Below are 13,073 nucleotides of genomic sequence, written 5' to 3' on the forward strand. Positions count from 1 at the left end.
CTGCATCATCCGCTCACGTTCTGATCTCGCGTACGTCAGATTGCGTACCCGGCTGCGCAACGCGGACATAGCTGACCTGCAACAGCGTCATCTGCCGCGCGCTCACCGCCGTGGCACCGACGTTCGGCAGCTCGATCGCCTCCTGCTGCCCCGCGGCCCGGTACTGCACGGGCCCGCTGATCGTGAGCTCGCGATCAGCCACGTCCGCGGCCGACCGGCTGTAGGTGAGCAGCCACCCCGCGACGTACGTGCCGTCCGACAGGTGGCAGCCCACGTGCACCCGGCAGGCGGGATGGGCGGTGAACAGGCGCCCCCACGCGGAGAGGTACGGGGCCTCGTTCCTCCTGCCCAGCCGGTCGAACAGCGGTCCCGCGACCAGTACGGCCAGCAGCGTCGCGACGCCGACGAGGCCCACACCCCAGATCCAGAGCGCCACGTGATGCTTGACCGCGTAGTCGGCCGGCTTGGTGAGGAACGCGGTGAGGTCGACGGTCTGCTTCGGCAGCACCGACCACACCACCAGCGCCAGGGACAGCACGACCAGGTCGCACACGACGCTGACCACGACCATCGCCACGGTCTCCCGCAGCGCCGAGAACTGCCGCTCCGGCCCCGACCGCTCCCGCCGCGCGCTGTACGCGAAGCCGGGGGTCAGCAGTGCGATGAACAGGACCAGCCCGACGAGCGTCGTGGGGATCATGCCGCCCTCCCAGTGGTGCTCCGCGGCCTATGATTGTGTCACGAAGATCTTTTGAGCAGCTGGACGGAGCCACCCGTGTCATCACCACCGGACCCGGACTTCACCGACTTCGACCTCTCCGACCTCGACGTCGGCACCGTGCGGGGCCAGGCGGTGGCGGGTCATGCCCAGCTGCCTCCGACTGCGGACGCGCCCCCTCCCCCACCGCCGCCCGCCAAGCAGTAACGGGTTCGTTCACACCCAAAGGCCGCAATGGTCGCGATACGGTCGTTCGGTGGACATCGATGCTCTTCGCGCACACGCGGCTGATCTGCACGCGAACGCACGAGAGTCACCCACCGCCGAAGTTGCGCAAGCCGCTGTAGAGGCAGCGCGCGCAGTGGTGTTGCACAGCCCGTCCGACGACATGCGCGCGGAGGACCTCTGGTTCCTCGGCTGGGCGCTCATCACGTGGTGGAACGCCGGCGGCGAGGACGGCCTCTTCGACGAGGCCATCACGATGTTCCGCGTCGTCGCGGACCTTCCGGGGTCCCGCAGGAACGCGGTGCTGGCGATGGTCTCCGCGTGGGGCATGCGCGCGCAGCGGGATCCGTCGCGGGCCATGCTGGACGCCGCGATCACCGAGGTGAGCGCGTACGCCGGCGAGTTCCCCGAGGCGGCGGAGGAAGAAGCGAACCTGCTCGTCCGGCGCTACACCGTCGCGAACAGCCCTTCCGACCTCAACGAGGCGATCGCGAAGCTGACCGCGCAGGCGGGGCTTCCCTCGGCGGATCCGCGGCGAACCCGGTGGCTGCTCGGCAGTCTGCTGCGCTTCAGGTACGAGTCCTTCCAGCGCGTCGACGACCTCGTCCGCGCGATCGGCCTGGCGGTCGTGGTGATGCTGGAGGCCGACGAGCGCGACGACGAGGAGGGAAGGCTGGAGGCGGGCGGGCTGTTCGCGGACTGCCTGCAGAGCCTGCCCGACACGCCCGCCGCGGCCGCGGACGCTGTGGCAGTGCTGTGCGACGCACTGCACGAGAAGGGTGATCGGCAGTTCCACCAGGAACTGGTCGCCATGATCGTGACGAGCCGGTACAAGGCGACCGGGAAGCCGAGTCTGCTGAGGATGTTGTTCGGCCTCTACACCGAGGCCGGATACGAGGACGCGCGCGGACTCTTCGCGCGGGAGATCGTGCTCGAATGGGCCGGCCACCGGCAGGAGCGGTACGCCCCGATCGACCTCCTCGACCACGAGATCATCATTCTGCTCGGGTTGTGCGCGCACGCGATCAGGACGCACACCGCCTTCGGCGATCTCGTCAACTTCCTGACCGTGCAGCTCATGCTGATCGCGAACGTGTGGAGCAGTTCGGGTGCCGAGCTGTCCCCCGCCACGCTGAAAAGTGCCATAGAGATCATCGAGCCGGTGGTCGACGTCGTTCCCGAGGGCGGCCGCAAGGCACTGCTGTCGACGCTGTCGGCGTTGCACCTGAAGTACTTGAACCGCGCGGCGGATCCCGGCGACGGCAGGGCGTTCATCGAGGTGAACCGGCGGCTCGCAGCCGACCGGTCGCCCAGCGCGCTGGGCGGGCTCGCGAACGCGCTGCTCTCCAACTACCGGCGGATCGGCGCCGGCGCCGATCTGGACGAGGCCGTCCGGATCCTGGCGGAGACGGGCTCTCCGGACTACACAACGGCCCTGGTGCACGCGAACGCACTGCTGATGCGGTTCGACCGCGACCAGGAGACCGGAGACTGGCTCTCCGCGCTCGGCCTGCTGGACCAGCCGGACGAACAGCTCCCGGACATCCCCAAGATCCGCGCGGGTTTCGCCGACCTGGTGGCGCGTCTCGACACGGCCGCGAGCGCGGTCAGCACACCGCTGCCCCCTGAGGCCGTGCAACGGCTGTACGCGCTGTGCACACGGGCGATGCTCGTCGTCGACGACGAGCAGACGTTCCAGTGGCTCCAGCACCGGGCCCGCATGTGGCACGAGAAGCTGACCGAGGACCGGCCGGCTGACGACGACCACGCGAAGTGGACGCTCGCCCGTTCCCTGATCGGCACGCACGCGGACGACACCCCCACGGACGACCTCGATCGCGCGACCCGGCTGTTCGAGGAGCTGCTCTCGAAGAGGACGGGCAAGCACTTCCGCGCGCTGCTGCTCTCCGACCTGTCCGGCGCGTGCCTCGAACGGTTCGCGAAGACCGGGGACAGGGCCGATCTCGACCGGTCGATCACGGCGATGCGCGAGGCGGTGGAACTCCGGCCGGGCGACGCGTTGATGCTGGCCAACCTGTCGCACAAGCTCTCGGAGCGGTTCGAGGCCATGGGGAGCAAGGCCGACCTCGACGAGTCGCTGGCGCTGGGCGAGCACGCGCGGGACCTGATCGGCGACGACACCGGCGAGTGGATGCGGTTCATCGTCCACAACGGACTGGCCGGCGGCTACCGGAAGCGGTTCGCCTTCACCGCCGACCCGGCGGACCTGGACCGGGCGCTCGCCGCACTGCGTGCCGCGCTCGACGCCCTGCCGGACGACCATCCGGACAGGGCGATGGCCCAGCACAACCTCGCCGGGTTCCTGCTCTACCGCACCACCCAGGACGAGGGCGCGGATCCAGAGGAGATCGTGCGGCTGTTCAGCGCCGCGGTGGACGCCACCCCGGCCGGGCACCCGGCGCGGCACAGCCGGAGGGTGTCGCTCGCACAGGCACTTCTGCACCGGTCGGAGACGTCGTCCGCACGCCCCGGCGACCAGACGGAAGCGCTGCGGATCATGCGGGACCAGCTGGCGGGGTACGGGCCGGACGAACCGAGGCGGTTCGAAGCGGCCTACGTGCTCGCCAGCGCCCTGACGCTGCGGACGGACTCGGCGACCGAGGCGATGGAGGTGTTCCAGGACATCGTTCGCGCGCCACGGGCGGCCGCGGAGACCAGGCTCAAGGCCGGAGTGGGCTGGGCGGTGCTGGCGGAGCGCGCCGACTCCCCGGAGGGCGCGCTCGCCGCGTGGGACGAGGTCACTCGCCTGCTCAGCGTCGTCGCCTGGCAGGGGCTGCCGCGCAGCGACCAGGAACGGTTCCTGGCCACGTACCAGCACCACGTCGCCCGCGCGGCCACGTTCGCGATCAAGGCGGGTGATCCGCGGCGCGCGCTGGACCTGCTGGAGCACGGCCGGTCGATCCTGTGGCAGCAGGAGGGTTCGGCCGATCTGGAGCTCGGTGCGGGCGAGTCGGCGGTAGTACTGGTCGCGCACGGTGAACTCGGCCACGCGGTGCTCGTCGGCCGCGACGACGTCCGGGCGATCGAGCTTCCCGGCATGACGGCGCCCGAGATCGACCGGTGGTGCGGTGTCCTGGACGCCGCGACCAGTGCGTTCGGCTCCGGCGACCACGAGAACTACGAGCAGGCCCAGCAGGCGGCCGCCGCCGTCCTCGACTGGTTGTGGCACGTGGTCGTCGAGCCCGTCCTCGCGGCTCTGCCCGAGGCCGAGGGACGACGGCGGTTGTTCTGGTGCCCTACCGGGCCTCTCGCGATGATGCCGTTGCACGCCGCGACCGACCACGGGACCGGGCGGTCCTGTCTCGACCTGGCGGTCTCGTCGTACGTGCCGAGCATGAGGTCTCTCGCGACCACGCTCGCCCGTCGCGGTGCAGGGCAGGAGATCGAGGAGTTCCTCACCATCGCGATCGACGACCACCCCGACGAGAAGCTGGCACTCATCCACGTCCGGACCGAGGTCGCCACCGTCGAACGGCTGTTGCCGTCCGCCCGGCACACGGCTTTGCTGAACCTGCAGGCGACTCGGGCGGCCGCAGCGGCCGAACTGGCCCGGCACCGGTTCGTCCACGTCTCCTGCCACGGCGCGCACGACCCGACCGCGCCGTCGGGCAGCGGCATCGTGCTGGCCGACGGTGTGCTGAGCGTGCTGGACATCGCGAAGGTGCGCACCGACGACGCCCAGTTCGCGTACCTGTCGGCGTGCCGGACGGCGATGGGGGCACCGGAGTTGTCCGACGAGTCGATCCACCTCGGCGCCGCGTTATTCCTCGCCGGCTTCCGGCAGGTCGTCGGCACCCTGTGGGCGGTGGACGACCAGCTGGCCGCCATGATCGCGGAGGTGTTCTACCGCAAGGTGGTCGTGTCCGGACCGGACGCCGCGGCGACCGCCATCGGTGAGGTGGCTCTTCTCGTACGTGCGCAGCGCAAGGCAGAACCGTTGCTGTGGGCCGGATACGTCCACATCGGCGCGTAGGTCTCAGCCGCCTGGCGTGACGATCCCTCTCTCGTACGCGAACACCACGGCGTGCGTGCGGTCGCGCAGGCCGAGCTTGGTGAGCACGCGCGACACGTGTGTCTTCACGGTGGTCTCCCCCAGGAACAACGTCGCGGCGATCTCCGCGTTCGACGCGCCCTTGGCCAGTTCCACCAGCACTTCGAACTCGCGATCGGTGAGCTCGGGCGGCCGGGTGCGTTCCCTCGGCGCCGTGCTGAAACGGGCGATCACCCGCCGGGTGACTTCGGGCGAGAGCAACGCGTCCCCGCGCGCGACGACCCGCACGGAGTCCACGAGGTCTTCCGGGGAGGCGTTCTTGAGCAGGAAACCGCTCGCGCCCGCCTGCAGTGCCTCGAAGAGGTAGTCCTCGCGGTCGAACGTGGTCAGTATGACAACACGGGTGCCGTGACCTGCGGAAAGGATGTGGCGGGTGGCTTCCAGGCCGTCCATGCGGGGCATCTGGACGTCCATCAGCACGACGTCGGGGCGTAGCTCGGCGACGAGTTCCACGGCCTCGGCGCCGTCGCCCGCCTCGCCGACCACCTCGATGCCGGGCTCGGTACCGAGGATGACCCGGAAGCCGGCGCGGACCAGGTCCTGGTCGTCGGCCAGCACTACTCGCAGACTCACGCCTTCTCCTCCAACAAGGTCGGCAGCGACGCACGGACCAGGAAGCCCGCCTCGCGCCGTGGCCCTACTTCCAGCGAACCTCCATGCACGGCAAGACGTTCGCGCATCCCGACGAGACCGAACCCTGAGCTCGTGGAGGTGGAACGGCCGCGGCCGTCATCCGTGATCTCCAGCTCCAGCGCACTGTCCAGGAACCGCATCCGCACGTCGACGTGCTGCGCGTCGGCGTGCTTCACCACGTTCGTCAGTGCTTCCTGCACGACCCGATACGCCGACAACGCGACGCCGGACGGCACCTCGCGCACGTCGCCGTACACGCCGTGCGAGACCTCAAGGCCGGCCGCGCGGGCGCTCTCGAACAACTCCGGCAGGTCGTCCAGTCCGGGCGCCGCTTTCAGATCGGGCTCCGCGTCCGCGCGCAGCACGCCCAGCAGCCCGCGCAGTTCGCTGATCGCGGTGCGGGCGGTCTGCTCGACGGTCTGCAGGGCGTCACGGGCCAGGGCGGTGTCGGTGTCGAGGACGCGGCGCGCGGCACCGGCCTGGATGCCCATGACGGACACGTGGTGCGCGACGACGTCGTGCAGGTCACGGGCGATGCGCATGCGTTCGGCGGCGATGGCGCCACGGGTGTTCTGCTCCTGCGAGCGGCGCAGTTCCTCGGCCTGGAACTCGAGCTGTGCCCGGCGCCGGGCACCCGACCAGGCCATCTCCCCCACCACGTAGGCGAACAGGAAGAAGAAGATGTTGAACTCCAGTCCGTAAAGGACGGAGGCGAGCACCGGGTCCATCGGCCCGGCCGCGTCCTTGAAGTCCCCCTTGGGCCCGAGCAGGGCGCGCACGAGGCTGAACCCGAGCCACAGGAACATCGCGGAGATCACGCCGACGCGCGCCCAGCGCGCGACGCGGCGGTTCTGTTCCCAGGCGCCGACCGTGTAGATCGCGAGGAACAGGATCGCGGACGGCACCAGGGTGTCGCCGGCGCGGTTCACCTGCGCGGCGATGAACAGCGCGGACACCACGAGCATCACGGCGAGCGGGTAGCGGCGGCGCACCACCAGCGGCACGGACAGCACGAACATCCAGCCGACCTGCTCCAGCAGCCCCGGCGGGTTCTGGAAGAGGTAGGCGCCCATGCTGTTGACCAGCGTCGTGACCTCGACCGCGCACGCCAGCACGATCGCGGCGATGCCGATGTCGCGCCGCCGTTGCGCGACGGTCGGGCCGGGCCGCCGCCACTCGTTCCACACGGGCTCTTCCACCGGATCACGGTACCCGCCAGACGTTTTGCGCCGGTACGCGCGCGTTGATCTACGGTGAACCGATGGACCTCAGCCTGACGGTGCTCGGGTGCGCGACGCCATACCCGAGCACGGACAACCCGTGCTCGGGTTACCTGGTGTCGCACGATGACACTCGCGTGTGGATGGACGCCGGCACCGGCACGCTCGGTCCGTTGCAACGGCACACGCGGCTGGAGGACCTGGACGCGATCTGGATCTCGCACCTGCACGCCGACCACAGCGCGGACCTGTTGACCGCCTACTACGCCCTGCTGTTCGCGGACGTCTCGCGCGACCCGGTCCCGCTGTACGGTCCGCCCGGCATCGCCGACCGCCTGGCAGGCTTCCTCACCAACGGCCCGGTGCGCAGCCCGATCGAGGACGCGTTCGAGGTGATCGAACTGCGCGACGGCCTTCAGGCGGCGGTCGGCTCGATGCGGATGACGACAGCGGCCGTCGAGCACGCCATCCCGGCGTTCGGCGTGCGGATCGAGGCGGGAGGTGTGTCGCTGACGTACTCCGGCGACACCGCGCCGTGCCCGAGGCTCACCGAGCTGGCGAACGGCACCGACCTGTTGCTGTGCGAGTCCGAGAGCACGGAGAAGACGCCGGACATGGTCCACCACACGCCGGAGGACGCGGGTGACACCGCCGCCGCGGCGCAGGCACGGAGGTTGGTCATCACGCACGTGGGCCGCTTCCTGGCCCCGCAGGAAGCGGTCACCCGTGCCTCGGCCCGTTTCAGTGGCTCAGTCGACTACGCCGAGCCGGGCACCACGTTCAGAGTTGGTTGATGCGGACCAGGTTGCCGGCCGGGTCGCGGAACGAACAGTCGCGCACGCCCCACGGCTGGTCCTCGGGCTCCTGCAGCACCTCGCCCACGCCCTCCTTCTCGACCCACGCCCTGGCGCGGTCGAACGTGCCCTGCAGGTCCTGGGAAGCCAGCGAGATGGCGGTGTAGACGCCCTTCGCCATGAGGACGGCGATCGTGCGGCGCTCCTCGTCGCTCACGCCGGGGTCGGCGGCGGGCGGGTGCAGCACGATTCCGGTCTGCGGCTGGCCGGGCGGCCCTACGGTGATCCAGCGCATGGTGCCCTGCCCGACGTCCTGGCGGACCTCGAAGCCGAGTGCGTCGCGGAAAAAGCCGAGGGACTTCTCGGGGTCGTCTGCCGGCAGGAACGCCGAGGCGATGATGACTGACATGGCGGTCAACCTAATCGGACGGACCGGCCGCCGCTTCTCGATTCCTGATCGGCCTCATCACGGCCTTGGCCAGGCAGTTCGGGATGCCCTGACCGTCGGTGGCGGCGACCTTGCGGTACTGGCTCGGGGACATGCCGACCAGCTCGGAGAAGCGGGTGCTGAACGTGCCGAGCGACGTGCAGCCGACCTCGAAGCACACGTCGGTGACGGACATGTCGCCCCGGCGCAGCAACGTCATGGCCCGCTCGATGCGGCGGGTCATCAGATAGCTGTAGGGCGACTCGCCGAAGGCCGCGCGGAACGCACGCGAGAGGTGGCCCGCGGACAGGTGCACGCCGCGGGCCAGCGCCGCGACGTCGAGCGGCTGCCGGTACTCGCGGTCGATCCGGTCGCGGACCTTGCGTAGCAGGACGAGCTCCTGCAGGCGCGGGTCTTGGGCGGTCACGAGGACAGCCTAAGACCCGCGCCCGGATCAGGAGGGACTAACAGGCACCCTGGTCGCGCCAGACGCCCCACTCACCCGTGGTTCCGGGCTCCTCGTTGGTCGTCCACCACTGGGCCCGCCACTTGCGGCCCTTGTGCGACACCTCGTTGCCACCGGTGTAGACCTTGCCGGCCTCCCACGCGGGCAGCGCGCACGTCGGCGGCTTCGTCGTGGTGGTGGTCGTGGTCGTCGTCGTGGTGGTCGTCGTGGTCGAGGTGGTCGTGGACGTGGTGGTGGAGGTCGGCGGGTTGCCGCCGCCGATGCGCGGGTGGTCCGCGCTGATCGCGTACGACTGACCGCCGAACGTGAACACGAAGTTCGACGGCGTCGAGATCGGCAGCTGGTAGCTGACGGTCACCTCGATCGACGCGCCCGGAGCGAGCGACTGCCACGACGGCAGCGTGAGCTCCGCCTTCTGGAAGTCGCCCTTCAGGCCGCCGATGTTGGGTCCGCTGTGTCCCTTCGAGACGACCTTCAGGCCGAAGCCCGACTGGTCGCCCATGCTGCCCGGCGCGCTGGTGCCGTAGTCGAACGCGATCTTCGTACCACCGGGGATGGTGACGGTCGAGCGGTTCGTGAACTTGATCTTCGGCGTGATCGGGTAGTTGTTGTCGCCCAGCGCGAAGCCGTGGACGTCCACGTCGACCGCGAGGGACTGGGTCTGCTGCGTCGAGGCCTTCAGGTTGCCGTAGGGCGCGGCGCCGTTCAGGCCGGTGTTGATGGTCGACAGCAGGGTGTCACCGATGAAGTACTCGTTCTTCGCGGAGTCGAACCGGTAGTCGCCGGCGAGCTCCCAGATCATGATGCCGCCGAGGCCCTTGTCCTTGACGTACTTGGCCTTCTCCGCCATCGACTGCTCGGTCTCGGTGGAGAGGAACACCTTCTTGTCGTTGTTCCACAGCCACGGCGACTTCAGCGTCGAGTCGTAGTACGGCGTGTAGGTGCCGGTGATGCGGTCGGCCGGGTCGTTGACCGGGTCGAGGCCGTACTGGGAGCCATAGGAGCCGGTGATCTTGGCTTCCAGGTTCTTGGTGTGCCACAACGGGTTCACACCGGACGGAACCTCGGCGCCGCCCGCCGTGACGTCGTGCCAGAGGTTGTCGACGCCGGCCGCGCCGTTGCCGCACGGCGTGGTCGAGCCGACCGACGAACCGGTGCCGGGCGGGCACTGCGACTGGTTCGGCAGCGGGGCTTTGCCCCACAGGCCGTTCGTGCCGCCGGTGACGCCCTGCCAGCCGCGCGAGTAGAACGGCACGCCGATGTTGATGCGTCCGGCCTGCATGGCACCGCGGTAGTAGTGGTAGGACCAGTCGGTGTTGAGGTAGCCCATGCCTTCGTACTGCGGCGCCGTGTACACGCCACCGGCCGAGAGCTCGCCGTCCTTGCCGTCGTCGTAGAGCGCGGCGTTCGGGCCGACGAACTGGTTCCACGAGCCGTGCAGGTCGTAGCTCATGACGTTGAGGTAGTCGAGGTACTTGACGACCTGGTACGCCTCCTGGCCGCGCAGCAGCCAGCCGGAGGCGGGCACGGCGGCGGTCAGCAGGTAGTGCTTGCCGTCGGCGGCACCGGCGCGGTCGAGCTTCTCGCGCAGCGTCTTCATGATCGCCTGGTAGCCGGCCCACAGCGTGCCGCGGTTGGCGTTGGAGATCCAGAAGTCGTCCGGGTTGCCGGCGTGGTTGTTCGACGTCGCGTACTCGTAGTCGATGTCAGCGCCGTTGAAGCCGTACTGGCGCAGGAAAGCGACGGTGCTGTCGGCGAACGTGTCGATCGCGGCCTGGTTCTGGCCGAGCTTGTAGAAGCCGCCCGACGCGTAGCGCGTGCCGTCGGCGTTGAAGAAGCCGCCGGTCTCCGCCCAGCCGCCGACCGAGATCAGCGTCTTGACGTTCGGGTTCTGCTTCTTGAGCTTCGTGAGCTGGTTGAAGTGCCCCTTGTAGGGCAGGGACGGGTCCATCTCGGCGCCGGCGACACCCGGCCACTCCATGCCGATGGACGAGTTGTTCGCGTTGTTCGCGCCGACCGAGATCTTGTTCTGGGCGTCGATGTGCGCGAACGCGTAGTTCAGGTGCGTGACCTTGTTCCAGGGGATGTCCTTGGCGAGGTACCCGGGCTGACCGTTCTTGCCGGTCCGCCAGCTGGTGAAGTACCCGATGACGCGTCTGGACTTGTCCCCCATGGTCTCGCGGCCGGCGGTGTCGTAGACGGTGCAGTACGGCACCTCGACGCCCGGCGTCTTGTACAGCCCGTCCGGCCGGCAGTCCTCATGGGCTGCGGCTGCGGACGGTGCGTTGGTCACGGCTATCACGGTCCCGGCTAGCAGTGCTAGCACCGGGACCACTCTGGCGAGCAGTCGCAAGGGAAGGACCTCCTGGCTAGGGCGGCGGCCACTGCCAGGAACCGTAAAATGGTCCAGACCTTTGAGTCAATGTTTAGGTCACTGACAACGTCTGTCAGGGTTTGCCGCGAAGCTCCCGTGACATGAGCTCACACGACTTCGACTTCCTGCACGGACGGTGGCGGGTGGACAACCGCAAGATCGCCGACATCATCGGGCGCGGCACCGAGTGGACCGAGTTCGAGGCATCGGCCGAGGCCAGACCACTGCTGGGCGGCGCCGCCGTCATCGACAGCTTCTTCGCGGGCGACTGGGAGGGCATGACCCTGCGCCAGTACGACCCCGCCGCCGACGTCTGGCGGATCTGGTGGGCCTCCACCCGCGCACCCGGTCACCTCGACCCGCCGCTGGAGGGCCGGTTCACCGACGGGCACGGGGTGTTCTTCGGCGACGACGAGGTCGGCGGGCACGCGGTGAAGGTGCGGTTCGACTGGACGACCGGCGACGAACCCGTCTGGGAGCAGCAGTTCTCCTACGACGGCGGCGAGACCTGGGAACCGAACTGGGTCATGCGCTTCACCCGCGCCTGAGCCCGGTCAGTGGTGGTGCTGGTGGACCACGGCGTGGCCCTTGCCGCGCGCGATCATCCAGCGGTTCACCGGCACCGTCACCACGAACGCGACGGCCGGCGAGAACGCGAGCGCCACGGCCAGCGCGATCGTGGCCAGGTTGCTCGGCCCAGCGCCGTGCCGATGACCATGCCGAGCACCTCGCCGATCGCGCAGCCGGTGAGGCAGTGCAGCCGGCTAGCCGATCTGGGTCAGCGCGAGCCCGCCGGCCATCAGCAAGGCGCACGCCAGGCCGTGCACGACGGGGTTGCGCAGCAGGAGCGCCACGAACTCCCGCAGGAACGCGCTGGGCACGAAGTACCAGGCCGTCGGCGCGCCGATCACCTGCAACCGCAGGCCCTGCTTGTGGGAGAGCACGGCGGTGCGGAACACGTGGTAGTTGTTCGTGACCGCGACGACCCGGCCGTTGAGGCCCCGCTCGGCGAGCAAAGCCTTGCTGTAGCGGAGGTTCTCCTCGGTCGTGGTCGCCTGGTCCTCCAGGACGACGTCGTCCTCCGGCACGCCGCGTTCGAGCAGGTACCGGCTCATGGCGAACGCCTCCGACACCTGCTCGTCCGAGCCCTGCCCGCCCGACACCACGATCACCGGTGACCGGCCGGCCTCGCGTTCGCGGTGGTAGAGCCGCAGCCCGCGGTCGAGCCGGTTCGCCAGCAGCCGGGGCACGCGGTCCCCGATCAGGCCGGCGCCGAGCACGACGATGCCGTCGAACCCGTGGCGGCGGCCGGTGCGGCCGTAGATCACCGAGTACAGCAGCAGGCTCACGAACAGGAACGCGATGTACGCGGACACCAGGAACAACCCGAACGCGGAGCCGCGGATCCAGTCGTTGGGCTGGGTGATGCCCCACCCGAAGTAGACCATCTCGCCGAGCAGGGCGAGGCCCGCGAGCAACGACAACAGGTTGCCCAGCGAGCGGCCCTCGCGGCGGAGCATGACCATGCCGTTGGCCAGCAACGCGAGCGGGAGCAGCAGCAGGCCCAGCACCGCCAGCATGAACGCGAGGACCAGCGGCAGGCTCAGCAACGGGTTGTCCCGCCCGGCCTCCGCCAGCAGCAGGAGCAGCATCACCAGCGCGATGCCGAGCCACACGGCGTTGCTCAGCCTCCGGCGGTCGCGGAGCACGCCGACGAAGAAGAACGTGGCGGGGATGAGGAAGAGCAGCCCGGCTAGCACCGGGCAAGGGTAGTACCGATGATCACTCGGTGCTGTCGGTGCTCTCGGGCTGCGGGGCCGGCTTCGGCCGCGGCCTCAGGCGGATCGCGCCCGCCGTGAGGTCGAGCGGTCCGGTCTCCTCGTAGTCCTCACCCGTGCCCGCGTCCGTCGCCTCGCGGCGGACCTTGGGGCCGGGGAACAACTCGCCCAACTGTCCCATGCATCCGACCCTACCCTCAGAACAGAGCGATGAGCAGCACGATCACGGCGATCACGGCGACGATCGGGATCCACCTGGACCCCTGCGGCCTGCGGTAGTGGCTGCGGACCGTCGTGGTGCGGAACCAGCTGTACGGGGCGCTGCGGCGGTGCCGGCGAACCCAGGGCATCTCGTCCTCCTCGGCG

At 69.5% G+C, this 13,073-nt stretch carries 13 protein-coding genes and 1 pseudogene; 4 read left to right on the plus strand and 10 right to left on the minus strand.

Annotated features, from left to right (window positions below):
• Positions 1 to 13: 13 nt before the first annotated feature.
• Entirely contained in the window at positions 14 to 700 is a 687-nt protein-coding gene (locus IG04_RS0108290) for a DUF6338 family protein (RefSeq protein ID WP_030475965.1), read from the minus strand.
• 75 nt (positions 701 to 775) lie between these two features.
• On the opposite strand from IG04_RS0108290, the gene IG04_RS46345 reads away from it, so the two are divergent.
• Complete coding sequence (locus IG04_RS46345) at positions 776 to 925, plus strand: hypothetical protein (protein ID WP_157512880.1); 150 nt, start codon at positions 776 to 778, stop codon at positions 923 to 925.
• A 49-nt stretch (positions 926 to 974) separates the two neighbouring features.
• A complete protein-coding gene (locus IG04_RS0108300; RefSeq protein ID WP_144065146.1) occupies positions 975 to 4,937 on the plus strand; it encodes a CHAT domain-containing protein in 3,963 nt (1,320 codons plus the stop codon).
• A 3-nt stretch (positions 4,938 to 4,940) separates the two neighbouring features.
• Here the strand turns inward: IG04_RS0108300 and IG04_RS0108305 are convergent, their stop codons facing one another.
• Together IG04_RS0108305 and IG04_RS0108310 are read right to left on the minus strand one after the other, a co-directional pair.
• A complete protein-coding gene (locus tag IG04_RS0108305; RefSeq protein ID WP_030475967.1) occupies positions 4,941 to 5,588 on the minus strand; it encodes a response regulator in 648 nt (215 codons plus the stop codon).
• Positions 5,585 to 6,847: a sensor histidine kinase gene (locus IG04_RS0108310; protein ID WP_030475968.1), complete on the minus strand. Its 1,263-nt coding sequence runs from the start codon at positions 6,845 to 6,847 to the stop codon at positions 5,585 to 5,587. The genes IG04_RS0108305 and IG04_RS0108310 overlap by 4 nt, the downstream gene beginning before the upstream one ends.
• A 62-nt stretch (positions 6,848 to 6,909) precedes the next feature.
• Between IG04_RS0108310 and IG04_RS0108315 the strand changes: the two genes are divergently transcribed.
• A complete protein-coding gene (locus IG04_RS0108315; protein WP_036014159.1) occupies positions 6,910 to 7,662 on the plus strand; it encodes an MBL fold metallo-hydrolase in 753 nt (250 codons plus the stop codon).
• On the opposite strand, the gene IG04_RS0108320 is transcribed toward IG04_RS0108315, so the two are convergent.
• Genes IG04_RS0108320 through IG04_RS0108330 form a run of 3 tightly spaced genes read right to left on the minus strand, consistent with a single transcriptional unit; the run spans position 7,649 to position 10,848 of the window.
• Complete coding sequence (locus IG04_RS0108320; protein WP_030475970.1) at positions 7,649 to 8,071, minus strand: VOC family protein; 423 nt, start codon at positions 8,069 to 8,071, stop codon at positions 7,649 to 7,651. The two genes, IG04_RS0108315 and IG04_RS0108320, sit on opposite strands and share 14 nt — an antisense overlap.
• A 10-nt stretch (positions 8,072 to 8,081) precedes the next feature.
• Positions 8,082 to 8,516, minus strand: coding sequence for a helix-turn-helix transcriptional regulator (locus IG04_RS0108325; RefSeq protein ID WP_030475971.1), 435 nt, complete (start codon positions 8,514 to 8,516; stop codon positions 8,082 to 8,084).
• Positions 8,517 to 8,553: 37 nt separating this feature from the next.
• A complete protein-coding gene (locus IG04_RS0108330) occupies positions 8,554 to 10,848 on the minus strand; it encodes a glycosyl hydrolase family 18 protein (RefSeq protein ID WP_245815863.1) in 2,295 nt (764 codons plus the stop codon).
• A gap of 182 nt (positions 10,849 to 11,030) precedes the next feature.
• Here IG04_RS0108330 and IG04_RS0108335 point away from each other — a divergent pair, with 182 nt between their 5' ends.
• A complete protein-coding gene (locus IG04_RS0108335) occupies positions 11,031 to 11,477 on the plus strand; it encodes a hypothetical protein (RefSeq protein WP_030475973.1) in 447 nt (148 codons plus the stop codon).
• A gap of 6 nt (positions 11,478 to 11,483) precedes the next feature.
• Here the strand turns inward: IG04_RS0108335 and IG04_RS45075 are convergent.
• The 4 genes and pseudogenes from IG04_RS45075 to IG04_RS47125 form a co-directional block, all read right to left on the minus strand.
• Positions 11,484 to 11,689 (minus strand): annotated as a pseudogene (locus tag IG04_RS45075) (DUF4396 domain-containing protein).
• 4 nt (positions 11,690 to 11,693) lie between these two features.
• Entirely contained in the window at positions 11,694 to 12,689 is a 996-nt protein-coding gene (locus tag IG04_RS0108345; protein WP_030475974.1) for a YdcF family protein, read from the minus strand.
• Positions 12,690 to 12,711: 22 nt separating this feature from the next.
• Complete coding sequence (locus tag IG04_RS46350; protein WP_157512882.1) at positions 12,712 to 12,888, minus strand: hypothetical protein; 177 nt, start codon at positions 12,886 to 12,888, stop codon at positions 12,712 to 12,714.
• Positions 12,889 to 12,904: 16 nt separating this feature from the next.
• On the minus strand, positions 12,905 to 13,057 hold the full coding sequence (locus IG04_RS47125) for a hypothetical protein (RefSeq protein ID WP_169745987.1): 153 nt from the start codon (positions 13,055 to 13,057) through the stop codon (positions 12,905 to 12,907).
• Between the last annotated feature and the right edge of the window lie 16 nt (positions 13,058 to 13,073).

Source organism: Lentzea albidocapillata (genome assembly GCF_000719115.1).
In the GTDB taxonomy this organism is placed as follows: Bacteria; Actinomycetota; Actinomycetes; order Mycobacteriales; family Pseudonocardiaceae; genus Lentzea; species Lentzea albidocapillata.